Genomic DNA, 23387 nt, shown 5'->3' on the forward strand with positions numbered 1-23387 from the left:
CGCGATCTCCCACAACCCGTCCGGAAACAATCCAACTCCACGTACCCCGCCCCGTGACGAACCCAACGACCGCCTCACCACATAGGACACGGTCTTTAGCCGGCAGGCTACAGCAGGGCTGGACACGCCCGGCGCCCGTTCCTGGGGGATGGGCCCGGGGCGGAGGACGGAGTGTCCGGCGGTCAGGCGAGGGTGTCTACGGCAGGATCGAACCCGCGTATCCGCCGTCCACTCGGAGTGCGCCCCCGGTCGTGGCCGCAGCCTGGTCGGAAGCGAGGTAGACGACCATGTGGGCGATCTCCTCGGGTTCGATGAGCCTCTGCACCAACGACTGCGGCCGGTGCTCCCGCATGAATACCCGCTGCGCTTCGTCCCACGGCAAGGCTCGGTCGACGAGCTCGTACACGAAGTCCTCCACACCGCCCGTGCGAGTGGGCCCGGCGATCACCGAGTTGACGGTGACACCTTCCCCGGCCGCCTGCTCAGCGAAGCCGCACGTGACAGACAGCAGCGCGGTCTTGGACATGCCGTAATAGGTCATTTCGGTGGGGACCACGACCGCCGAATCACTGGCGATGTTCAGGATCCGGCCCCATCCACGTTCGCACATGCCGGGCAGGTACTGGCGGATCAGCCGAACCGCCGCCAGCACATGCACCTCGCAGTACCAGCGCCACTCCTCATCGCTGATCTCCAGCGGGTCGGCCGGCCCGAAGATGCCGAGACTGTTCACCAGGATGTCCACATCCGGCAGCGCGTCGGCGGTGAGGCGCACGCCCGCCTCGGTGGTGACGTCGGCGACGACCGGCACCAGCGCTGTACCCGAAGCCTGGCGGTGAATGCCGGCGACGGCCCGCTCCACCCGCTCCCTGGTCCGGCCGATCACCCCGACCCGAGCCCCTGCGCGGGCCAGGCCCTTGGCAATCGCGGCACCGATCCCTGAAGTGGACCCGGTGACCAGCGCGGTGCGTCCCGTCAGATCAATGCGCATGAGCAGCCCCGTCCTTGCAACTCTGATATGAGTGTGAGCAGTCGGGATCATCCTCCCTACCCGGCCCACGTCAGGCGCACCGGAACCTTCCCTTCTCGGCATTCGCACGGTCTCGGAACCGGCACAGACCCCTCGGCCTGGCAGACGTCACTTGCGCAGCGTCTCCGCGGTCCCGATGCCCAGCTTTCCCGCGACCGAGCAGATCCCTGCCCACTCGGTCGGGTGATCAGCCGGACCTCGCCACCAGCCGCACCGCACGCGCCCGCAACGGCCTGCTAGTTCTCAAAGGGTGGCATGGACGCCGTCCACTCACGAAGGGGACTCTCCGAACGCGCCGGGGCGGTTCAGTGAGCTTCTTCAAGTTGGTTTCATCTGGGGAGCGCCAACGTGCCTGACCTGCGCAGATCGCCGAAGCGTCTCACCTGATCGGTGGGCAAGTTGAAAAGGCAGCTCAGTGAACGTCTTTCATCCTGAATAGGTGCAGGTCAACAGAGTGTGGACGGCCTTCACGATGGTGCCGATCCGGGTGGTCGAGCATCGTGCCCCTCGAAGGATCCGCCAGGCTTTCAGCTGGGCGAAGGCGCGTTCGCCGGGGGCGCGGAGGCGGGCGTGGTCGCTGTTGAACTGCTGGTAGTGGGCCGGCTGGATGCCGCGGTGGTAGTAGGGGGCGCGGAACGTGGCGCCGGCGCCCTGGGTAGGCGCGGTCGGCGAGGACGAGGATCTGCCGGGTGAGGCAGGCCTGGACGATGCCGTGGGCCCGGGCTGCGGTCAGGTCGTGGGTCCGGCCCGGCAGGGCACGGGAGAACCACAGACGTGTTCCGTCGGGGAGTGCGATGACCTGCACGTTCATCCCATGCTTGCGGTGTTTCATCGAGTGGTACGGCTCGTCCGCCTTGATGCGGTCGGTGGGGATGAGGCTGCCGTCAACGATTACGAAGCCTCCCTCACCCAGACCGACGAGGGCCTCATGGAGGCCCGGCGCCCACCCGGCCAGGACGTCGAGTGTCTCGTCGACGTACCGCCAGGCCGTTGTCGTGGAGACGCCGAAACCGGCCGCGAGCTGTGGAAACGTCTCGCTCTTACGTAGATGCGACAGGGCCATGAGGGCCTGTTTGAAGCAACCCAGCCGCCGCCAGGGAGAGTTCAGCTCCCGCCGGCGGGCATGGAGCAGCCACGCGACATGCTCAACGAGCTGGTGGGGATGCCGAGCGTGGAAGAATACGGAACCAACAGGGCCCCTCGGACGCCGGTGTGTTGAGTGAAGTCACCACGCCAACGACCAGGGGCCCTGCCACGTCACACCCACCCTGCCCGACGTGCACGTTCACCCCTTCAGAGCCAGGATGAAAGTTGGTCGACGAAGTCGTCGAGCGACTGCTCGACAAGGCTGATGCCTCGGGGGCGGTCCTGCTGGGCGAGGGCGAGCCGCTGACGGAGGTGACGATGCTGATCGTCACCCGGGAGGGTGACCGGCGGTAGCAAGCTCCCGCCTTCGGGCCGGGCAATGGCCGCACTGGTGTACCTGCGCAACGAGACCCTGTCCCAGCTCGCGGCCGGGTTCGGCATCAGCGTCGGCACAGCCCACGCCCACGTACACGCCGTCGTCGCACTCCCGGCCGACCGGGCGCCGGGCCCGACGGCTGCCCTCAGGGAAGCCGACGCCCGGTACGTCCTGCTCGACGGAACACTCGCCGAGTGCGACCGGGTCGGCGACGCCCGGCCGACTACTCGGGAAAGCATCGCAAGCATGGCGTGAACCTGCAGGCCATCACCGATCCCGATGGCACCCTGGTGGGGATCTCACCAGCTCTGGCGGGCCGTGTCCACGATCTGCCGCAGCCCGTCGGCACCGGATCATCGCCACCTGCGTCCGCCTCGGCATCCCCGTCCTGGTCGACAAGGCGTACCAGGGAGCCGGCGACATCACCGCGGTGCCCCACCGCCGAAAGCTCGGGAAGGACCTCATGCCCGGAACAGAAGGTTGGGACAACTCTGACCTGCCAGTACCTTCTCGGCCACACAGGACAGCACGTGGCTCTGGCCCAGAGCCAGGACCACGACAGCGCCACCAGTACCGCATGGTGGGGTCGTCTGGCCCCGCGACTGGAGAGAGCTACCGCATCGAGGCCATGGACGAATGTCCCGCAGCAAGCGAGGAAGGACTGTGTAAGCATCCGGTGGGTCATGGCTCTGACCGGCCCCGCCGCTCCCCGATGACACGCAGCCCGCCCACCTGGTGTAACGTCAGCGTCGCCTATCACGAGCGACCCCCCAGAGGCATCCAGCCGCTTGCCTCTCCTCGATCTTCGACTGCGCGCTGGCATCGACCGGTGCACGCTGCCACTTGGCCTCGAGGATGTAGGGGGTACCCTCGTCCCTGCCATCCAGCCCGAGCTGATCGCTGACCACGTCCCGCAGGCGCCGGAGAGCCGGATGCGGCGTGCGCTGTCACGCAGCCGATTGGTAGCCGGCCCCGCTCAGAAGTGCGAGGGAGAGGCCAACGTAGCCGATAGGTGCCAGGATGCCGACGGCTGCCGCTTGACTGGGCGTCCCAGGGCGCGCAACGTGTAGGTGTAGATCCCGCCGCTGGAGTCGACCCAGCGGGCCATCGCGGCAGAGCCCACGGTGAAGCAGAGCACGAGCAAGCTGACCAGCAGGTACGTTCCCGGCCAGCGGCAGATGTCGACGGGGCAGGTAATATATGCCCAGCTGCAGATACGGGAGTGTGGCGGAACTGGCAGACGCGCCGGATTCAAGTCCCGGTGCCCTTCGCGGCGTGAGGGTTCGACTCCCTCCACTCCTACCAGCACTCATGGGCCCGTCCACGGGCGTGACTCAGGCAAAATACGGCGATTGTGGCTGAGGCCGGCCGTGAACAGGGCGCATTTCGATCAGCTCGAACTTCGGTAGCGCCCAAGGGGGACCGCCGCCGGAAGCGGACGGAGGCTGCGTGGGGCGGGTAGGACTTGCTGATAGTGTGGCTGGCAGGTGTGCACGACATAAGCGACCGGCCGACTATGAGTCCGCTGCTCTGACCGGCTGAGCTACCACCCCACCAATTAGATTAGAACGTGTGCCCGGTTTGGGTATCCGGGCCCTAGCTGTATTGATCACGGGCGTTGTTGATACTGGTCTGGTCTTGAACATGGCGAAGGCCTCGGGTGTGATGGGAGCTGTCCAGGAACTCTGGGCGGACACCCCCCCCATCAGCTCACGTGTCAACAACGCTGCGGGTCAATACACCTAGGGCCGGATAACGGCCGCTTGCGCCTTTGCGTACCGCTGACCGGAGCGCGCGGGGACGTGCGCGCCCGGCTCTGCGGGTGCGGGGGGCCCCGTGCAGGGCCACGATGAGGGCATGTCCGCTCCGACAGGTGGGGGTGACGAAGGCGCGGCGCGCCCGGCAAGGGCGCTGCGTCTGGAGACGCTGCGCGACATCGAGGCGCTGATGCGGGAGCTGCACAAGCTGCACGCTGAGCTGATGGCGTGCACGCACCGCGATGGGGAGCGGGTGCGAGACCTGCTGCACGCCGCGGGGGTGATGACCGGGGTATGGCTGGACGACGTCGCCTGCCGCTTCGCCGGGACCGAACATGACGCGGACGAACTGTTCGCCAGAGCCTGGCAGTTCGTCGATGACCTGGAACTGCACCCAGGCGGCTTTCTGAGCAGAGACGATCCGGCCCTGTTCACGACGCTGCGCGGCTCGGCCGCCACCATGCTGGCCCGGCTATGGATATCCGGTTACCTTCTCGGCCCCGTCCCCGAAGACGCATGGCCCGATGAGGAGCTGGCCGTCCTCTTCCTCAGAACGCTCGAGCACCATGCAGATGCACTCGCACTGACGGAAACTCTCGACCACCCCAACGTGGGCCATGACGAATCGCACCTAGCCGAGGAGCCCGAATCCGACGAGGATCCGGACGGAACTCAGGCGGAGCCACCCTGACCTTGTCGGCTTCTCCGGCATACAGCGGATAGTTCTCGATGCTGATCCAGTGACAGCCGCATTCGGTCCGTCAGAAGGCACTCTTCAGGCGTGACTTTGCGCCGTCTGGCGTCGTTGAAGACAACGGACGCGTGAAGTGCAGCACCTGTTACATGGAGACGCGGCCCCCGTGAGGGGGGCTCTGGACAACGCCTCGCCCAGAGCCCCCGCCCCACTCTCAGTTGCCGCCTGGATTGTTGTGATTTGCTGCTGGCGTGGAACGCGACTTCTGGAACGCGTACCACGCCCCCGCCTCCGCTATCACGGGCCCGGCAGGCCTGAACGACCCGCGCCGAACAAGATCCGCGCCCTGCGCGTCTGCGACCTTTTCTGCTGACAGAGCCCTCGCTGGGGGCGACCCCGCGCCCACGGGACAGTCCCTGAGATGCGGACGGGCGCGTGTGGTCGGCAGTGCGCCTGGAGGGAGCCGTCACATGGCGGTATGTCCCGGAATACGTTCTTGGTCGGTTGGTGGTTTGCTCTGCACATCGGCAGCCTGTGTCCGGATATGCCGTTCACCTGTAGTCCCCCGGAGACTCAAGGACCCCTAGCAGATCAGCCAGCCCCAGACCCAGCAGCCGTTCAGCTAGCCAGATGCCCCCGCAGCAGCCGTGGGGCTTCCAGGCCATCCCCAGTCAGCAGCCCCAGCAGGGCCAGGATCAGTTCGTCAGCCGTTCGGCATGCAGGGGGCAAGGGGCAGGGCATGCAGCAGCTCCCGATGCTGGTGACAGAGGTGGCGCTGCGCTGTTCGGCGACCGCGGTGTCCGCGATGGTGGAGCAGCTGCCGATGGACCCGTAGATCCTGAAGGGCATCCAGGCACAGGGGCAGGTTCCGCCGCACGCCTTCAGTCAGGTGCTGACCGAGTGCGTCCGCCGCATCACCCCAATCATGCACCCCGCGCTCACGCAGATCACGGGTCAGGGCCAGACGGGGCAGTTCCCGGGGCAGGGACAGCTCGGCCAGTTCCCCGGCATGCAGCCGCAGGCCCAGTTCGGCCAGATGCGGACCAGAGCCAGGGCCAGTTCCCGGGACTTCAGCAGTACGGCCAGTTGCCTGGTCTGGGCGTGTGAGCGGCGGCCGGGCAGACCGCTGACGCCCGGCCGGCAGGTCTCCGCTGGGGTAGCGAACCCCCCGGACGGTCATGCTGATAGCAGGCGCATGTGTGGGCTATCGGAACCGGCGCCACCGCCCACGCTGTGACTGGCTCGGGCGGTAGGGCCAAGCTCACCCTGGCTGCGGACAACACCGGCCACGGTGAAGGCTTTGTATGTCCCCCCGGCCGGTGACTACTGGCTGCTGCGCCTGGATAATCCCAGCCTGGCCGACGGCGCGGACGCTACGATCGAACTCACGGCGCCAGCAGAGACGTTCGAGGGATTTCCTGGCAAGGCGGTCGCCGGCTGGGGCGCGCAGGCCATGCAGCTACACCAGATCCCGCCCACCTACCGCGGCCACGGCTTCAAGATCGCCCTCCTCGACTCAGGTGTCGACATCACCCACCCCGACCTGAAGGAAACCGTCCATACCGGATACGACGTCACCCGTCTTAGCGGCGAAAGAACATGGCACACCCATGTCACCGGCCACGGCACTTGGTGCGCCGGAATCATCGCCACGGCCGACAACCGCACCGGAATCACCGGCATCGTCGCCGAGGCCTAACTCCACGCGTAAAATTCTTCCCCGGCGGACACGTCAGCGACCTGCTCCGGGCCGTCCACTACTGCTCACCCACACCATCGATGTCATCCAGATCAAGCTCGCCCACCCTGCACCGTCCCAACTGGTTGCCTGGGAAGACGTGCACGCCACCGGAATCGCGGTCATTGCACCAGCTGGCGACACCGCAGGCCCCCAGGCCCAGCCCGCCGCCCTCCCCACGTCCTCGCCGTCTCGTCGGCGCTCTCGCACACACCGGCACCCACCCGGCCGACAGCCGCAACCCGCTCCAGCCGCCATGGCCCTGCCCTTACCCCGCCCCATTCACGGCCGCCGGACCCGGCGTCGACCTGGCAGCCCCTGGTACCTCCCGCCATCACCACCGCGCCCGACGGCGGATACTTTCCGGCCGACGGCACCGCCATCGCCGCCTCCCGCGTCAGCGGACTCGCTCGCCTACCACGACCCCCACCGCACTTGGCCTCGCCACCACCTGGGCAGTACAATTTTACGTGCAAAGGGGCCGATTCAGAAGGGGTGATTGTCGGACCCGGCGGGTGGTGCGGGCGGGACCAGCCGCCGGGCGGCGGGGTCGTGCCGTGGCCCATGGGGCGCGGTCAGTTGGGGCGGGAGCGGGACCGTGCGGCTGGTGCGAGTGATCGTCACGGTGGTAAAGGCCATAGAAGCCCCGACTTTGTCGACGTCCAGCACCATCCGGGAAAGCCTTTCACGCCGCCTTCCGGAGTCTCCCACCGGCCCGCCCCCACCCGCCCCCCCGTTTCGTCAGTGAGGTGGCAGGGTTTTCGGCAAGAGACCGCCAGGCTGTGCAATCCATGGACGTCGGCTCGCCGTCGCGCGATGCGTTCGTCTCGCGGTCGAGGGTCCGAGGAGTGAAAGCGACGGGGACAGCAGGTGCGGTGAACCGCAGTTCCGGATTGTCCACCAAGTGCCAGTCACGGTCAGCGGATAACATGCCGCCGAGCCGTCCACCTCCAGTGACACCACACCTCGCCTCGGTGGCCCGGCAGTCGAACCGAAGGAACAGGGTGGCACGACAGGTGCTGCGGCGGTTCGGCTCAGGGGCTGCGGTGGTAGACGGTGAGGGTGTCGAGCAGGGGGAAGCCAGCGCCAGCCAGGAGCCGGGCAGCGGCGGTGTCGCCTTCACCGATGACAGCGGTGAGGTGGCTGACACCGTTGGTGTGGGCATGGTGAAGGCACTGGGACAGCAGGTGACCGCCGATGCCGCGGCGCCGCTGCCCGCACCGGACCGTCAACTGCGACAGCACAGCCATGCTCGCGGTGGCTGGGGCCGGGGCGAGCAGGGTCGCGCTTGCGAGGGGTTGGCCGTCGGTGTCGGTGAGTTCCATCCGCCACCCGGCAGGTTCGGTCAGGGCAGTGACGTCCGCGAGCGGATAAGCTGGCGGCGCAGGCGGGGCGCTGGCCAGGTCACGCAGGAAGTACCGCTGCGCGGCAGCCTGAGTGAAGCCAGCCACTGTCAAGGCGCGTGCGGTGACAGGCCGGTGCCCTGCGGGAAGGCCCGGGATGCCGGTCGCGGTGGCCGGGCCGGTGCACCCATACAGCAGCCGATTGCCCAGACGGGCCCGGGCAAGCGCGATCAGCGCGGCGATTACCTCGAAGTCCTCACGGCCGTGCAGCCACACGATCAGACCCGCGTCATCCGCAGCCCTCACCTGGCAGCACATTGCCCCGGCCACGTCGCCATGCGGGTCGCACAGCACGAACGTTTCCGCCCCCCGAAAGCTTTCCCCGGCAGGTGTGAGCAGTTCGTATGCGGGCCGCTGGCCAGGCAGCCAGTCCGCGTCGATCAACCTCAGCACCGTGGGCTCGTCCTCCAGCGCCATCGGACGGACCGATGTTCCGCTGCTGCTGGCAGCCTGCTCGGACGGGACATCCATACAGTTCGTTTCCTCCCCGAAGACCACAAGCGGATATCCGTACCGGGCAAGGGCCGGGTACGGGCACTCAAGGGCGTCGGGTGTAGATGTGAAGCTGGTCAACCTCGGAGAACCCAGCGGCCGTGTGGAGGGCGAGGGCGGCATCCAGGTCCGACTGGCTGTCTACGGGGGCGGGCAGGATGGCGGTCACCTCTCGGACCCCACGGTCAGCAAGATGCGCCAGGCACTGTTCCAGCAGGATGTTTCCCCTGCTGCGATGCGCCGGAATCAGGGTCACCCACTTCAGTTCCGTGACCCCTTCCACGGGCAGGCCGACATGAGCTTCACCGATACGGCTGCCGTCCCGTTCCCGCAGCTGCAGCCGCCAGCCGGGGAGCCCCGGGCAGTCCATCACATCCGCGACCGCATACAACCGGCCGCCACGGTCATCCAGACGACGGTGCAGGTAGCGCCAGCGGTCGACGCCGGAGAACCCGCACTCCTCCAGCGCCCTGCGAGTTCCGGGACGGTTGCGTACCGGAAGGCCGGCGGGCGCCAGGACGGTGGGCTCCGCAAATGCGTACACCGTCCGGCGCCCCGACCGGGCCACCACACGCTGGAGCAGGGCCCGGGCCAAGAGCTGCTCGTCGTCCAGGCAGTGCAACCACAACAGGATCCCTGCCCCGTCCGCGGACCGCACCGCCCAGGAAACCACGCCCACGACCTGGCCGTCCTCGCAGGCCAGCACCTCGGTACACAGGCCCTCCAGCCCGGCCCGCACCTCGGGGCCGCTCGGGCAAATGCCATCCAGTGCCTGGTCGAGCTCGGCAAAAGTCGGGCCGGGCAGGCCGGGCAGCAAATCCGCAGCCACGAGTCCCAGCGCCGCCCCTCGGTCCCCCGGCTCGAACAGCCGCACCAACGGCTCCACACCCGCCCCTACCACAGCCCTGACCACTCGATTTTCGCCTTCCCTCGTCATACCGATGGCCAAGCTTCACTCCGCCCGATCACGAAACCGCCGCATGACACGCGCAAACAGCAGCACCCGCCAGAACCCGTCCGCTAGACGTCCCGGTGAGCGTGCGCCAGCTCGTGCCATGACACTCGAGGCCAAGCGCCCGGTGCTTTCCCTCCTCAGCGACACGGGAGCCGGGGAAAGACCAGCCTGAGCCGATGGCCGGTCGTGCGGCCACCGATGACCCGCCGGGTGATCGCCGCCAGCGCCCCAGCATCAGAGCAGGCGGCATGGCACCGACTGAGCGGAACAGGCCAATCCTCATTCCCTAAAAGCTGCCCGCCTATCGGCACCAAGAGGAACAGAGAGCGATATATTCCGGACAGGGATCCCTTGGGAATACTTTCCTAGCCATGGAGAAGAAATGGAAATCGTGGAACTATACTCCTCCCTCTCCGACAGTGATGCCGATAGCCTTTGGACCTGGGAGCTACCTCAAGATCTGACCGACATCACATATCGGGATTCCTTCTGGGTGCGCATGTTCGTTCAGTACAGAGAAAAGGATCTCGCATCCGTAGTACTAGCCCTGGATTTTATCGCAAGGAATTCAGATACGGAATGCAGTGAAGATGACTATGAAATTTCGCTCATTCGTGAAGAGATCGATGTAGACGTCGATTGGGATAAAGTCACGAAGTACCTTGACGACAACGGGAGCCTCTCGGGCAGGCCACTGAAGGAACGACTTTCCGATCCAGCGCTACACATGGAGGAATTCTACCAAGAGTTCCGCTCAAAGTGTGTCGAGTTCCGGGAGTCTGGAAACTCTGCCGAAGCCTCAACAGGCCATTCAAACGACCACTCAGACACCTCCTACGATTCTCGTCGAGATTACCAGCCGGAATTCTTGAATTACGATGATTCGACCCCCGAAGGGGAGAATAAAAAGGAGAAGGAGAAGGAGGAAGAGGAAGAGGAAGGCGAGGGCCTGGATGATCTAGATGACCTAAGGGAAAAGGCGAGAGGGGTTCCCGAGGAGTTCCTGCTAAGTCCGGCATACGATACGGGCGGCGGAGTTCAAAATGGGTGGCCGCCCGACACCCCTCCGGAAGGGGTCGGGTCCGTTACGGTTCGCTTCGGAGGCGAGACATTTGGGGTAGAAATCGTGACGGTGTCGCGCTACCGGGACATGCTGAAGCAGTTGCACCTGGTTGGGGCGCAGCTTGAAATCCTGGATGACGACCAAGTGGGCACCGAGCTCGCCGCACACGTGTCGAAGGGTTACTTTGACAGCCAGAATGAAGTAGTCATCAAGGCTCTCACCTCCAAGGGAATCTCAGAAATTTACTACTTCACGGTGGGCGAAGAAGGCCTATACGTTACCCGGAATGAGCAGCTGAGTGACCAAGGTCGCGACAAGGTGGTGTCATATCTTCGGCCTTTCAAGGTCGGAGGGGAGAAGGGTGAGGGCGGGGGTATGATATCCGTCGTACGTAAGAGGTTCGGGAAGGACTACTTCAAGGTTGAGCCTGCTACGGGAGACGAGACTGGCGAAAAGATTCGGAAGCTTCTACGGAAAGTCGAACCAGAGATGGGCTTGCTCGTCCTTACATAGGAGCAAGGTCTTTGTGCTGCCGCTGCCTGATACAGGCGGCGGCAGCATCTGTCCTTTCGGGCCGTCACCGTCGCAGCGTCATGCCAGCTCGCCCTCTCCATCCAGCCGTGCGATGGAGGAACGTCACCAGGTCTTGACTCAGGAGGCCATCCTGGGCGATGTACCGCGCCGGCCACCTGTTTCGATGGTGCGAGCTTGGCTGGCTGACCGACAGTGGAATGGTCTCGCCGTGGCTCGAGTGATCACGGCATCGGAACCATCCTGGATAGCCCCGGTCACCAGACTGTGCGAGCGGCGTTCGGCAAGTTGGTACGGCAGTTACGCCGAGAGCGTGCGACCGCATCGGGCCGGTGCCGTAGAGGCTGCGGGGTGCTGCTGGTGGCCGCGCCCGGGCGGACCAGTCTCACGCTGCGATAGCTGACCCGACTTTCGAGGTGTCGAAGTCGGCCTCCGACCGCGTGATTCACCCCAGGACGCAGCTGGTTCTCCAACCGCGCAAGTGCATCGCAATGGACACTGTGGTCATAACACGTTGAAGTGCGGGTCGTCGAGCAGCTGCTGCCCGTGTGCGGCAAGCCAGTGGCGGCCTGCTCCAGGGTGCGCCAGCCCCGTCGGAGCCGAGCGGCTCGCAATGCGTCGTTGCGGCTCATGCCGCCAGTGTGTGGTGTCATCCGAACGCGGACTGCACCAAGCCGGTCCTGCTCGCCGTCGCACTGGAAGCCGGCCTGCACGTCACCCCAGACTCTGGTCACGAACGACCGCGACGCCGTCGCCGCGTTCGCCGCACGGACCGGCGGACCGATCAGAGCACGAAGACATTCTTCGCACATTCGTGGGCAAAGGAACGATCACCGTGATCGGCACCGCGAAAGCCCATGTGCAGACCCAAGCTGGAGGCTGAGCGTCCATGGCCCACCGCACCCCGTCCCGCTCCGCGCCTCGGCGCTCTGCTGCGGGGCCCTGCTCGGCCTCGCTCTTCTCCCCGCCCTGGTCACCGGTGTCCCCTACCTTCTGCTGAGGGTGGGCCACCGAACTCGCGGACGGCTTCAGCCTGCTGGAGCAGGACGACGGCACGTTGTTCCTGGTCACCCCGACCTGCATCGGCTGGGCGGGTGGGCGGCGTTCGCGATGCTCGGCACCCCGGATCAAGGGACTGGGCGGACTGCAGTCGCTCGCCTCGTTCCTCATCGGCGGTACCGTCCTGCTCGCCCCCACCGCCGCGTCGGCCGCCACTCTCCCTACGGTCGCCGGCGCGACCCACAGCACCACAACCGCCGAGGACGGTGAGCCCCTACGTCGCGGTGGAAGGGCGCCCAGGTGTGTGTGGTGCCCGGCCGAGACCGCTGAACTCTTGGCCGACGCAGATCTCCCGGAGGTCGCCGCTCCGTATCCCGGGCTCGTGCTGCTGGGTGATGACACCACCGGAGGCGTACTCCTGGTGGATCTGGAAGAGCTCGGTGCGCTGCACCTGACGGGCAGCCGTCGCCTCCAGGTGCTGCGCACCCTGGGGATTTCCCTGGCCTGTCCCCACTGGTGCAGGTCGACCTACTGGTTGCCGGCGAAGACACCGCCCCGGGTCTGACGATGCTCGACGCCCAGCGTGCTCAGCCGCACGAAGACCTGGGCTCGGCCGCCGATGCGGCGCGCGGACACCACGCCCATCAGCAGCGGCTCATGGCGAGCATGGATCTGCCGGATCTGTTCCACGCACGCGTGTCGGACGATGCCGAGGAGTTCCATCCGCTGGTGGTCCTCTCGGATCTGGACACCTGCCCGACCCCCGAGGCCGTGAGCAGGATCGATGCATTCATGGACGCCAGGCCACTGTCGTCAACGGCCGTGATCACCAGCGGTGCACAGCCCGCCCGTGCCGCCAGCGGCGGGGTGTGGGAGATCGACACCTGCCCCCTTCCTTCCGGTGCCGAACACCTCGCTGCACTGCGTGCTGTCGATGTGTACCGAAGACGAGTACGCGACATCCTCACGCTCGCGCTCACAGCGGACTCCCCCACCGACGTCCCCGCCGCCGATCCCGTTCCTCTGGCCAGGCTGCTCCCCGGCGTCGAGTCTCCAAACCTGGTCCCTCGCCGGCAGCGGGCTCGAGCTCAAGCGAGGCCACGCCGAGCCTGCTGGCCGTCCTCGCCGATCTCACTGAGAATCCTGGGGACGAAGGCGAGGAGGAACCCCAGGGGGAGATCGCCGCTGGGCGGAAGCCGGGAAGCGGGCAGGCGCCGGACGCTGGCCCCGCGCCCAACGGCACGCCAGTGCGGGCGGAATCTCCCGCTGACGGCGAACACCTTCCCGAAGGATCTGGGGAGACGGATCTCCCGAGTACCGATGTCATCGGCGAGGGGGGTGATGCCGGTGCCACGACAGTGCCGGCCCTGCCCGCCTCGACCGAGCCCCGACCGGCCGTCCTGCCAGCCTCACGGGCCCTGCCTCAGCTCAGTATCCGACTCCCCGACCCCGTCCCGGACGTGCCCTCGTCCCAGCCTTCCGCCAGCACCCTTCCGGCGGCAAGCGGCATACCCCGACAGAACTCCTGAAGGTCGACTTCCCCCCAGGACCGGCCCGTGGTCAACATCCTGGGCACGGTGGAGATGACAGGTACCCGCGGTACTGCCGACTCCAACGGGCACCCCCGCGCTGTGGAACTGACCGTCTTCCTCATCCTTCACCCGGGCGCCACGGCCCCCAGATCGACGAGGTCCTCTCGCCGCACGGCGGGCTGACCAACCCGAAGACACGTAACACCCGCCTGCGTAATGTGCGGCGATGGCTCGGCCTCGTAACGAGGAGCCCTTCTTCCGCCGCATGACCAAGCACGCCGACGTCGCACTCCAAGTGCCCCGCGATCAGGGCTCGGCCATGCTCCGCCGCGCGCTCGAGCTGGTCCGCGGTCGCCCATTCTCGGGCGTCAGCTCCACCTACTACAGCTGGGCGGAGCCGATCGTAAAAGACATCAACGACAAGGTCGTCAGCAGCGTCAGCCTCCTGGCTAACTGGTAACTCGAAGCCAGTGAAGGCCAGGGCGCACTGTGGGCCGCAGGCTCCGGTCTCAAAGTAGCCGCGAGCGCGAGGAACTGTGGCGCCACCGCTTCCGCTCCCTAGCGCTCCTGGGTGACCACGACAGACTCGAAGAGGCCATGTTTCGTCTCGAGAGCCTCCTCGTGGACAACGGGTGGGCCATGGAGGAGAGCCCACAGAGACCATTCGCCTTGTGCAGGCCACCCGCCGGTGACCGATCGCCATCACCTGCAGCCAAGCCGCTCCGATAGGCAGGCGGCGCCAATTTCAGGATTTCCGAGTGCCCGATCCAGCGCAGGTCAGCAACCGGCCATCCCAGTGATCACCCGCCAGGTGCACGCACCCTTTGGGTCGTTTGTGGACATCGATGCGCTCACCGAACCGAGAAATGGGCAGCTCGTAGACTCCGACTCTGATCATCTTCAAGAGGTCCGCGACACGAGACCGCCCTTGCTCACGATTCCTCCTTGGTGTAGAAGTCCCGCCAGTCCACTCCGAAGATCTGAGCCAGGCGCTCGACCCTTTCACTTCCAGGCCTCGGCCCGTAGGAGCCATCCAACCAGCGCGAGACAGCGGAATTGTCACATTCCATACGCCGCGCCAAGTCGGAATTTCTCATACAAAGATCAGCCATTTTGTTAGCGAGAAACACGGTATTAAACTCCCAGTCGGAGTACGGGTTCTCCTCCTTTCGCTCCTCTCGGTAGGCCACACGACACGGATCACATTTCGGGATGCCCTCGCGGCGGTGGATATAGAAACCGCTGACGGTGCCGCACTCACCCGTCCACTCGGGAAAGGAGTTTGGGTCGTCGATCGTGTCGTCATCCCACGCAGACGGAGGCGCGAAATTTCGACGAATGGCCGCACCTTTCGCCCTGCTTATCGACTGGGCACTGAAGCCGAAATCGGCCGGATCAGCTATGGCCAGCTTGCCGTACAACTGGGCGACTGCATCGCGCGTCTTCACATGCACCTTGTCGTATCCGTGCGCACCGTCGAAGCGCTGGTTCCTGATCATCTTCCACACGGTGTTGTGATTTCCGTGACCCAGCATGTCGGATAGGAATCGAAGTCCAAAACCTGCACGAGCCAGAGCCTGGAGCCGCCTGATCGTGCCCGTAGAGTCGATGAGGGCAGAGCTCCCGAGGCCTACCGGAGTGACAGCCAGGATGCGATCTTGAGTGGTTCGCGGTATTTCCTCAATCGGCTTCGTGGACCCAGGTCGATGCCCACGATAGAGATCCCCCGGAGTGGACGCGGCCATGGGCCCCCTGCTGGAAGACCTTGCGGCCTCCGCGATCTCCCGGAAAGTCATCCCGCATTCATCATGCAGATACCTCACATGGGCCCTAGCCAGCCCCGCATCGACCCTGCTGGGGCGCCCCATGGCCCGCAGCTTACGTCGCCTTCGGCATGCACGGCGGGCCGCGTCCAGTCGGTCGGGGTCCATTTCGGACCAAGGCTTATGCGGCATCGACGCTCCTCTCGTAACTGTGCGCGATAAAATAGGCGACCCTCACCCGGAAGACGACCTGGCCGACGCGGTGATGCATCGGGTACCGCCTTACGCCGAGCGCGATCTGCACCGTGCCGCCGAGGCCACGGCGTCTTGCCCGGATCGACTGAGTGAACAAGGCATACGAAATCAGCGACCGGTTCCCGCTGTCCGCTTTTCAGATGATCGAAGACGAAATGTGCCGTCACTGTCCGTGCACCCCAGGTCGGCGCCCCTCTCAATTCCCCATAGGTACACAGAATTATGGGGACATGACAAAATACGGACGGTCACGAATATGACGCCGCTCACACATCGCAGGAAGATCGCGGGACGCAAGCGCTATATCGGCCTCCTCCTCGCGGTCTGGGTCACCGCGGCCAGCGCTTGACCAGTCGGCGGAGCAGGCCGTTGAGCTGGTCGAATACGCCGTCCTTCTGCCAGATGCCGGTATGGAGAGCGCGGGTAAGGCACGGCGCATCCAGGACCAGTCCGAGAATGCAGTACACCCGTGCCGACTGCACCGAGCCCTGGTAGTCCCTCAGACCGCCGGGGCTTGGTGTCCCCACATCGGGGCCGACCAGCAAGCGGAGCCATGACGGTATGGCGTTACTGCATTCCTGACGATGTCGCTGGGTTGCTCAGGTGGAGCTGATGGTCAGGCCAGCTAGTTGTATTGATTACGAGCGTTGTTGACGCTCGTAATCAATACACCTAGCGGTGAGACTCGTCTCTGAGGTGGCCTGCGGCAAAAGACGTGCTGTAAGCCGGGCTGGGTGCGCGGGTGAGGTGTTCGGACAGCGAAGACTTCGTCGGAGTGCAACCGCGCCGTAGGACGCATCAGGTCGCCCCCTGAGGGCGGGCGTCAGTAGGCTCCTGTAGTCGCACCAGGGAGGGCTCTTGCAACCGTCGGCGTTGGCCGTGTGCTGGTAGGTCAGGTATGACTTGTGACCGAGCTTGTAGCTGGTTTCACGTTCTGTCCCCCATCGAGCGCCCGGGCCAGGCAGGCTGGGCGCAGCTTGCTGGCGCCGGGGCCGGGGGCAACGAGAGCGGCGCCACGCGCTGCGGGCAGCGCTCAAGCGCGACCAGGTCTGGTTGGCCTGGCCCGCCGTTGACGGAGATCGCCAAGCCCACAGACGTGGCAAGCCGCTGACTTTCCGTGTATGGCAGAGCGGGCGGCGCCGTCCACAGCGTGGCCGGCTTAGCCATGTCTGGCTGCCCTTGCTGTAGCGGCGCATCCATGCCCACAGCATCAGATGCCCTCTTAGGCCGAGGCATAAGGCGGTCCCTTCACGCTACGAGGGGAAGGGAGGGCACACGGTGGTCGCATTTGTCCGGCGTTGAGCAGGCGCCGCTGAGCAAGGTTTATGGGCGCCGCCGATCGACCTTTTGAAGAATTCCCCTGCCCAATGCTCTGCCCTATGAGGCATAACACGCAGTGAGCTGAGCGAGCACAATTTAGGGCCTTGGTCAGTCTGGGTCGCGAGGTGGGTATGGGGCGCATGGGACAGAGGCTGCGCGGCGGTACTACGCCCGCGTTGCTGGCGGCCGTGGTGACGGCTTCGCTGGTGATGGGCTGCAATTCCGGAAGCGACCTGTCCACCAAGGCGCGGAGCCCCTCGAGTGGTCACTCCGCTGACACGCGACGCCCCTCCAGCGATGGCCGCGTCTCTGCACAGAAGCCGTCGGCCATTCGGGCAGTCATGGGCCCAGTGCTCGCCGTGAAAATCGACAATGCTCCTAGCGCCCGGCCGCACACCGGTCTGAACAGCGCGGACATCGTCTACGTCGAGCAGGTCGAAGGGGGCATGAGCCGGCTTATGGCGGTCTACGCGAGCAAGCTGCCGAAGGCAATCGGCCCGGTGCGCAGCGCTCGCGAGACCGATCTGGAGCTGCTGCGCCAGTTCAAGAAGCCGACGCTCGCCTACTCCGGCGCACAGCGCAAGCTGATCCCGCTGATCGACCAGGCGCCGCTGCGAGCCGAGCCGCCAGGCAGGACGCCCGGCGTCTATTACCGCGGTACCAGCCGCCCGGCCCCTTACAATCTCTATCTGCGTCCCTCCCGGCTGATATCCGCATCCGCCGCCTTGACCACCGGCTCCGCCTTCGGCCCCGCGCCCGAAGGCGGCAGGACAGACACCTCTGAGACGATCAGTTACCCCTCGGCCCGGTTCACCTTCACCTGGTCCGCGGGCCGGGGTCGCTGGCTGGTGAGGATGGACGGCGCGAGCGCCACCACGACCGATGCGGGCCCACTCACCCCCGCAACGGTCGTCGTACAGTACGTCAAGCTCCGCAAGTCAGACTTCTACGACTTCCTCGGCAACAACACGCCTTTCACCCAGACGGTCGGCACAGGCCGAGCGAAAGTGTTGCGCGACGGCAAGGCCTTCGAAGCCACGTGGTCCCGCCCGAACGCAAACGACGGCACGCTTTTCAGAACACAGGACGGCAGGAAAATCAACTTCGCTCCAGGGCAGGTTTGGGTGGTATTCGCAAAGGCATGATGTCTCTCAAGTACCGCCCCGGGATGCGGTGCCGGTGTCGTCGATGGTTTCGGCGTCCTCGGCATCGGTGCCCTCCATCGCCTTTCGGGCCTCGGTCGCGACGAGGTCGGTGCTCACGAAACCGATCGACAGGTAGGTCTCCATTGCCGTGACCAGGGCTTCGTCGGGGGAGCTGGCGGTGCAGCAGCAGGACCTCGATCAACATCCGGGTGCCTCGCGGTCCCCGGCCTTCTGCTTGGCCGCGGTGAACCCACCATCGGCCCCTGCACGAGGAGGCACCGGCGAACGTCCAGGATGCCGTGGTCGGTGTAGCACCTGGTCAGACCCCGGAGCGTGCGATGCCGTACCCCCACGGGGGTGGCGGCCTATGCAGCCACCGCCCACACAGGTTTTGATCATTGCGCTCAGCAAGCAGATCGCTACGGTAGAAGAGCAGGTGAGGCGCATTTTCTGGCACACCCGGATGTTGAGTTCTGCCTCTCGATGCCGGGCATCGCAGAGGTCACGGGCGCCGAGTGCTCGCAGAATTCAGTGACGACCCCACTGGTAGGCCAGCGCGAAGGCACGCAAGAACTACGCCGGCACCAGCTCCATCACCCGGGCGTCGGGCAAGAGCATACTGTTCAGACCCTCTCCGTCCGCAACAACCGCCTCGCCGACGCCCTGCAGACCCATGCGTTCTCCGACTACGCAACTCACCCGGCGCCCGCCACTACTTCGACAAGCAGGGTGCGCGGGATGTCCGGCTACAACCCCGCCCTTCGACAGCTCGGCAATCGCTCGTCGGCATTCCTCCACGGAGCCTCAGGACCCGCACCCTCTAGGACGCAGCGACCGCCTGGTCGCACCACGCACACCTCCGTGCAGCTTGGCCTGAAACGGCATGGGGTGCTCAAGCCCTACGTCGCGAGAAAGCCCCCTAGCTCCTCGATCTATTCAGGCGCATCCGGGATAAAGCCCGGCTGACGACTAAACCTCCGACGGCCCGTTCCCCTGGAACAGGCGACCTCAGGAGGCGAGCCGCACACCCTTGCGAGGCTGCGTCCGCAAACGCGCCGTAGAGACTTCCCCGCCGTCAAACGCCCTCGCCACACCGCTCGATCACCTGCCGTCGTCACCTTCCTGCGTGGGGGTGGGCAAACGATCGGTGCAGTCACACCCGTCTTGCCCCGGATGTGCCCGAATCAGTGCCCGTTGAGGAACCACCAGCAAGGGAGAGCAGGCTCACAATGGGAGCGGCCCGAATCCGACGGAATTCGGCCCTACTCAACTAAGAGTCCCGCAACAAGGAGGAAGCATGCGACTAGTTGTTCCCGAGGATGGACATGTCCGTGCGGCAACGGACGGGGACGTAGAGAACGTCGTGGAGACCACCGAGCTGACACTGGAAGATCTCAGCGATTTGGTGACACGAGTCGCCACGGAAGCTGCTGACACGGATGACTTCGAACTATATGACTCTCTCATGGCGATCCACTTTCCTCCTGATCAGAGCAACAATGGAGAGTCCGATCAGTCATACGAAGAGGAGGAGTCAGAGAGCGAGGATGAGTACGCGGCTTGGGATCATTCCGGTCTAGTGGGCGTGAAGCAGGTCCACCCTGATAACAGTGAGTACCACGGCATGCCCGCCCTTGAGGCCCCGGTTGATCACTGGATGGATGATATCAGTGAGACCCTCGCGGGAATGGGAATCGATCCAGCCAGCCAAGTCTCCTCAGTGGAACTTTGGCGACCTAAGCATCCAAACACCCATTACGAGGTCGGTGCGCTGATCGATGGGGTTTATACAAAGTTTGACCTCAGTGCCACCGGCTACCATTTGATCTACAACGCCACTCAGCCCACCCCAGGCGAGTACTTCTCCGGCTCCTCGGAGTACAACACTAGCTACGTCACCGCCAGTGACCTCTACGGAACATTCCTCCAGGTCGTCGCAGCCAACGGGTCGTACAACATGGAGACCAACGACTGCGAACGGTTCGCACGGGATCTGTGTCGTGCGCTGGGTGGGGAAGTCGAGGAAGAAGACAGGGACGACTCGGGCGCGGAGTCAGAGGGGGATCTCGACGGATTCATGTGAACCGCGTTCCGTCTGGCCACCAACGTCATCACGATGGTAACGCCCGTCCACGACGGCGACGACGTCATCCACCCGGACCTCCAGGAGGGGCTTCGCCGATGCCTGCCGCCCATGGGCATCTGCCGCAGCACGGGACGGGGGGATCGAACTGCGAGAACGCGCTGGCCGAATCGTTCCTCGAAGTCCTCAAGCGGGAGATGCTCCACGGACGGGACTGCACCTCGAAGGTGCAACCGAGACAACGGGATGGCCCGCCGCGCTCCGGACAGCAGTTCGTCGGTGAGCCGGCCGAGTGGCCGCGCAGGAGCAGGCTCCGCCACTCGGCGGCGGATACCCATTTCGCCCCACGGGCATCGACGCCAGATTGGGCCCGCCCTCCGTGCACGTCCACACGATTGTCGCGCTCCAGCCTGCTGCCGCCCATACTCAAAGCAGAACCGACGCCAACGGCACACATCAGCCAAACCCAGTTGCCTGGTGACTCAGGGAGCGTGAGCCTGATGGTCAGGGCACGTAGTACTCCAGCAGCGGATCGTGTCCTGAGCTGGTTGTTGTCGTTTTCAGTGCATGGTGGGGATGATTGAGGCCCGAGTGTGGCTGCGGAGTTGGAGTCGGTGTTCGCGCGGGTGGCGTGCCGGTTCGGTCGGGCGGATCTGCGGTAGCGGATGCGGGATTACCTGCGGGGGCTGCTGGCGCCGGTGGTGAGGAAGAACGGCGTCCGCGACTACGTTGCCGAACGGCTCGGGCCGGGGGGGGTGTGCGGATCATCTAAGACACCGGGTTCGTCAAGAAGGGCACCGCCTCGGCCGGGGGGGGCCGACAATACAGAGGGACGGTGCCGGGCGGCCAGGATTCCCGGATGAGCGGGAGTTCGCGACCAAGGGCGAGCTCGCGAAGGCGATCGTGACCCGATGCCTGGCCGTGGGCATGCCCGCCGACTGGGTGACACGGACGAGGCCTACGGTCAGGAGTGGAAGTGCCGCCGCCTGCTCGAGGAACCTATCTCCTGCCCCGACGCGCCACTCAACACGACCCACGAGATCACACACTGAACTGGTCCCCCTGGCGCCGCCGCCGACAAGCGACCGCCCGACACTGCCACTACCAATGAAGAATCAGCTCAGGACACGATCCGCTGCTGGAGTATTAGAGAGCGTTCTTTGCTGCTGATTGGCAACTGCGGTGAGTCGGGCTTGTGTCCAGGATTCTGCGTGGGGATGAGCCATTCTAGGTCAGCCATCGACCCGAATCGGTCACGGTGTGGGTCAACGGCAATTGCTTCCACCTCAGCGACGCGGAAGGGAGCGCGATCGACTCAACCGTCTGGCAGTGCACTGCTCAGCGCTCGGCCTCCTGATTTGGCGTGCTCAGGTGTCGCCAGTTCGGGGGCGCTTCGCGCGCGATGCGTCGGCATGAGCCAGCCGAAGGTCCGCTCGGCGATCCAGCGTCGCGGGATCACCTTGAAGCCCTTCTGGGCGGGGTCGCGGCGGGTGACCTCAACGTCGATCCCGAGTGGGCGCCGTGGTCGATGACCTTTGTGCGGTAGCCGGTGCCCGCCGCCTTCCTTGGTGATGCGGGAACGGGAGGCGATGTTCGAGAGCACCTGGATGCGCTCGGCGTTGTCGGAGACGCTGGCGGCTGTGACCGGCACCGCCAGGAGGAGGTCGAGTATGTCGACGCCGATGTCGTGTTTACGGCCTGCGATCTTCTTGCCCGCGTCGATGCCCTGGCCGGCCCGGGTATGTTGGATGAGGTCTTGGTGCTCTGGGCGTCGAGTACGAAGGCGCTGGGCTCGACGTCGCGACCTTCTGCCCGGACCAGTCGTCGCAGGAGACCGTTGAATCCTCTGCCAGGCGGCGGCCTATCAGTAGTTCCCATGGGTCAAAGTCATGGGGCAAGTACCGCCAGTGGATCCCGGTCCGGTCGGCGATGAGCATCGCGCTGGGATCCTACACAGATGCTCGGGCAGCCGGTCAGTGTGTCCAGACCCTTCCCTCTCCGTTCGGTCCGACTGGGCTGTCAGAGTGGGTTCCAGCAGTTCCCAACGGGCATCGGACAACGCCGAACACCGCCGAGTCCGCGCCCGCATCGAGCACGCCTTCACCAGCTTGAAGTAATACAAGATCCTCGCGACTGGCCGGAGCGGGCTCTTCTGTGCTCATCACGTCTTCGAAGGCCGCGCAATCGGCCGCGTTGCCGACGGTGAGGACTAATAGGTCCTAACAGAAGTTGTTGATCATGCGACTTTCGGCTTGGTTGTTCGTTGCTCCGTTCGTGGCGAAGAGGAACTCTCGGCCGTGGATCGTCTCGGACGAACTGTGGTCACTGATCGAGCCGTTGCTGCCGGATCCGGCGCCGAAACTAGTGGCGGGCCGACCGCGGGTGCCTGACCGGCAGGCTCTGTGCGGGATCCTGTTCGTGCTGCACACCGGGATCCAGTGGGAGTACCTGCCCCAGGAGCTCGGTTTCGGCTCCGGCATGACCTGCTGGCGCCGGCTCGCCGCCTGGAACGACGCCGGTGTCTGGGACCGGCTCCATCTGGTCCTGCTCAAGAAGCTGCGCTCGGCCAAGCAGCTCGACTGGTCGCGGGCGGTGATCGAGTCCAGCCACGTCCGGGCCGCCCGACGCGGCCCAAAAGCGGACCCAGCCCGGTCGACCGAGCACGGCCGGGCAGCAAACACCACGTCCTCGTCGACGGACAGGGCATTCCACTCGCAGTGTCGCTGACCGGCGGAAACCGCAACGACGTCACCCAGTTGATGCCCCTGCTCGCGAAGATCCCGTCCGTCGCCGGCCTGATCGGCCGACCACGGCGACGACCGGACATGCTGCTGGCCGACCGCGGCTACGACCACGACAAGTACCGCCGCCTCGTCTGGGCCCAGGGCATCAAACCGGTCATCGCCCGACGCGGAGTCCCACACGGCTCCGGCCTCGGCATCCACCGCTGGGTCGTCGAGCGGACCATCGCATGGCTGCACGGCTTCCGGCGCCTACGCGTCCGATGGGAACGACGCGACGACATCCACGAAGTCTTCCTCGGCCTCGCTACCTGCCTCATCACCCACCGACACGTTCAACGCCTTTGTTAGGACCTCTAAGAGGGCATCTGATCTATGTAGTTGGTGTTTTGGGATGTTCTTGTGACTGGAGGCGTCGACGGTC

At 65.4% G+C, this 23387-nt stretch carries 15 protein-coding genes, 1 tRNA gene and 3 pseudogenes; 10 read left to right on the forward strand and 9 right to left on the reverse strand.

Annotated elements, in window-relative coordinates:
* Positions 1-196: 196 nt before the first annotated feature.
* Together ACZ3IJ_RS35805 and ACZ3IJ_RS35810 are read right to left on the reverse strand one after the other, a co-directional pair.
* Positions 197-991 carry an SDR family NAD(P)-dependent oxidoreductase gene (locus ACZ3IJ_RS35805; RefSeq protein WP_467475354.1) on the reverse strand — a complete coding sequence of 265 codons (795 nt, stop codon included), beginning with the start codon at positions 989-991 and terminating at the stop codon, positions 197-199.
* A 465-nt stretch (positions 992-1456) separates the two neighbouring features.
* Positions 1457-2262: pseudogene (locus tag ACZ3IJ_RS35810) on the reverse strand (transposase family protein).
* 172 nt (positions 2263-2434) lie between these two features.
* On the opposite strand from ACZ3IJ_RS35810, the pseudogene ACZ3IJ_RS35815 reads away from it, so the two are divergent.
* From ACZ3IJ_RS35815 to ACZ3IJ_RS35830, 4 genes and pseudogenes are all read left to right on the forward strand, one after another.
* Positions 2435-2955 (forward strand): annotated as a pseudogene (locus tag ACZ3IJ_RS35815) (transposase family protein); the annotation flags it as partial.
* Between the two features lie 755 nt (positions 2956-3710).
* Positions 3711-3797: transfer RNA gene (locus tag ACZ3IJ_RS35820), tRNA-Leu, on the forward strand.
* Positions 3798-4349: 552 nt separating this feature from the next.
* Positions 4350-4940, forward strand: coding sequence for a hypothetical protein (locus tag ACZ3IJ_RS35825; protein WP_467475356.1), 591 nt, complete (start codon positions 4350-4352; stop codon positions 4938-4940).
* Between the two features lie 1294 nt (positions 4941-6234).
* The gene (locus ACZ3IJ_RS35830) at positions 6235-6642 is read left to right on the forward strand and encodes a S8 family serine peptidase (protein ID WP_467475358.1); all 408 of its coding nucleotides are present in this window, start codon (positions 6235-6237) and stop codon (positions 6640-6642) included.
* Between the two features lie 1073 nt (positions 6643-7715).
* Here the strand turns inward: ACZ3IJ_RS35830 and ACZ3IJ_RS35835 are convergent.
* Together ACZ3IJ_RS35835 and ACZ3IJ_RS35840 are read right to left on the reverse strand one after the other, a co-directional pair.
* Positions 7716-8555 carry a GNAT family N-acetyltransferase gene (locus ACZ3IJ_RS35835; RefSeq protein ID WP_467475360.1) on the reverse strand — a complete coding sequence of 280 codons (840 nt, stop codon included), beginning with the start codon at positions 8553-8555 and terminating at the stop codon, positions 7716-7718.
* A 67-nt stretch (positions 8556-8622) separates the two neighbouring features.
* Positions 8623-9450 (reverse strand): N-acetyltransferase, encoded by an 828-nt coding sequence (locus tag ACZ3IJ_RS35840; RefSeq protein WP_467475362.1) that lies wholly within the window; start codon positions 9448-9450, stop codon positions 8623-8625.
* Between the two features lie 463 nt (positions 9451-9913).
* Between ACZ3IJ_RS35840 and ACZ3IJ_RS35845 the strand changes: the two genes are divergently transcribed.
* Positions 9914-11107, forward strand: a complete 1194-nt coding sequence (locus ACZ3IJ_RS35845) for a hypothetical protein (protein WP_467475364.1) — start codon at positions 9914-9916, stop codon at positions 11105-11107.
* A 1291-nt stretch (positions 11108-12398) separates the two neighbouring features.
* Here the strand turns inward: ACZ3IJ_RS35845 and ACZ3IJ_RS35850 are convergent.
* A complete protein-coding gene (locus ACZ3IJ_RS35850) occupies positions 12399-12638 on the reverse strand; it encodes a hypothetical protein (RefSeq protein WP_467475366.1) in 240 nt (79 codons plus the stop codon).
* 14 nt (positions 12639-12652) lie between these two features.
* Positions 12653-12847, reverse strand: a complete 195-nt coding sequence (locus tag ACZ3IJ_RS35855) for a hypothetical protein (RefSeq protein WP_467475368.1) — start codon at positions 12845-12847, stop codon at positions 12653-12655.
* Between the two features lie 1074 nt (positions 12848-13921).
* Here ACZ3IJ_RS35855 and ACZ3IJ_RS35860 point away from each other — a divergent pair.
* Entirely contained in the window at positions 13922-14116 is a 195-nt protein-coding gene (locus tag ACZ3IJ_RS35860) for a hypothetical protein (protein ID WP_467475370.1), read from the forward strand.
* A 472-nt stretch (positions 14117-14588) separates the two neighbouring features.
* Here ACZ3IJ_RS35860 and ACZ3IJ_RS35865 read toward each other — a convergent pair whose 3' ends face one another.
* Positions 14589-15155: a helix-turn-helix domain-containing protein gene (locus ACZ3IJ_RS35865; protein WP_467475372.1), complete on the reverse strand. Its 567-nt coding sequence runs from the start codon at positions 15153-15155 to the stop codon at positions 14589-14591.
* Positions 15156-17125: 1970 nt separating this feature from the next.
* Between ACZ3IJ_RS35865 and ACZ3IJ_RS35870 the strand changes: the two genes are divergently transcribed.
* Positions 17126-18139: a DUF3048 domain-containing protein gene (locus tag ACZ3IJ_RS35870; protein ID WP_467475409.1), complete on the forward strand. Its 1014-nt coding sequence runs from the start codon at positions 17126-17128 to the stop codon at positions 18137-18139.
* Positions 18140-18145: 6 nt separating this feature from the next.
* On the opposite strand, the gene ACZ3IJ_RS35875 is transcribed toward ACZ3IJ_RS35870, so the two are convergent.
* Positions 18146-18283 carry a hypothetical protein gene (locus ACZ3IJ_RS35875; RefSeq protein WP_467475374.1) on the reverse strand — a complete coding sequence of 46 codons (138 nt, stop codon included), beginning with the start codon at positions 18281-18283 and terminating at the stop codon, positions 18146-18148.
* Between the two features lie 1153 nt (positions 18284-19436).
* On the opposite strand from ACZ3IJ_RS35875, the gene ACZ3IJ_RS35880 reads away from it, so the two are divergent.
* Together ACZ3IJ_RS35880 and ACZ3IJ_RS35885 are read left to right on the forward strand one after the other, a co-directional pair.
* Entirely contained in the window at positions 19437-20222 is a 786-nt protein-coding gene (locus ACZ3IJ_RS35880; protein WP_467475376.1) for a hypothetical protein, read from the forward strand.
* Between the two features lie 593 nt (positions 20223-20815).
* Positions 20816-21220: pseudogene (locus ACZ3IJ_RS35885) on the forward strand (IS701 family transposase); the annotation flags it as partial.
* Between the two features lie 317 nt (positions 21221-21537).
* Here ACZ3IJ_RS35885 and ACZ3IJ_RS35890 read toward each other — a convergent pair.
* Positions 21538-22065, reverse strand: coding sequence for a transposase (locus tag ACZ3IJ_RS35890; protein ID WP_467475411.1), 528 nt, complete (start codon positions 22063-22065; stop codon positions 21538-21540).
* Positions 22066-22460: 395 nt separating this feature from the next.
* Between ACZ3IJ_RS35890 and ACZ3IJ_RS35895 the strand changes: the two genes are divergently transcribed.
* Positions 22461-23314, forward strand: a protein-coding gene (locus ACZ3IJ_RS35895) for an IS5 family transposase (protein WP_467475378.1) whose coding sequence is annotated in 2 segments (ribosomal slippage) — positions 22461-22842 and positions 22842-23314 — 855 coding nt in all. Because the reading frame shifts where the segments join, the coding sequence is not laid out codon by codon here.
* Positions 23315-23387 lie beyond the last annotated feature (73 nt).

It is taken from the genome of Streptomyces sp. NPDC013317 (genome assembly GCF_055563155.1).

Excerpts from the sequence above, each read along its gene's own strand:
- ACZ3IJ_RS35825 (WP_467475356.1), top strand. The coding sequence starts at position 4,350 with ATGTCCGCTCCGACAGGTGGGGGTGACGAAGGCGCGGCGCGCCCGGCA.
- ACZ3IJ_RS35805 (WP_467475354.1), bottom strand. The coding sequence starts at position 991 with ATGCGCATTGATCTGACGGGACGCACCGCGCTGGTCACCGGGTCCACT.
- ACZ3IJ_RS35860 (WP_467475370.1), top strand. The coding sequence starts at position 13,922 with ATGACCAAGCACGCCGACGTCGCACTCCAAGTGCCCCGCGATCAGGGC.
- ACZ3IJ_RS35865 (WP_467475372.1), bottom strand. The coding sequence starts at position 15,155 with ATGATCAGGAACCAGCGCTTCGACGGTGCGCACGGATACGACAAGGTG.
- ACZ3IJ_RS35870 (WP_467475409.1), top strand. The coding sequence starts at position 17,126 with ATGGGGCGCATGGGACAGAGGCTGCGCGGCGGTACTACGCCCGCGTTG.
- ACZ3IJ_RS35875 (WP_467475374.1), bottom strand. The coding sequence starts at position 18,283 with ATGGAGACCTACCTGTCGATCGGTTTCGTGAGCACCGACCTCGTCGCG.
- ACZ3IJ_RS35855 (WP_467475368.1), bottom strand. The coding sequence starts at position 12,847 with ATGGAACTCCTCGGCATCGTCCGACACGCGTGCGTGGAACAGATCCGG.
- ACZ3IJ_RS35835 (WP_467475360.1), bottom strand. The coding sequence starts at position 8,555 with ATGGATGTCCCGTCCGAGCAGGCTGCCAGCAGCAGCGGAACATCGGTC.
- ACZ3IJ_RS35880 (WP_467475376.1), top strand. The coding sequence starts at position 19,437 with ATGCGACTAGTTGTTCCCGAGGATGGACATGTCCGTGCGGCAACGGAC.
- ACZ3IJ_RS35845 (WP_467475364.1), top strand. The coding sequence starts at position 9,914 with ATGGAAATCGTGGAACTATACTCCTCCCTCTCCGACAGTGATGCCGAT.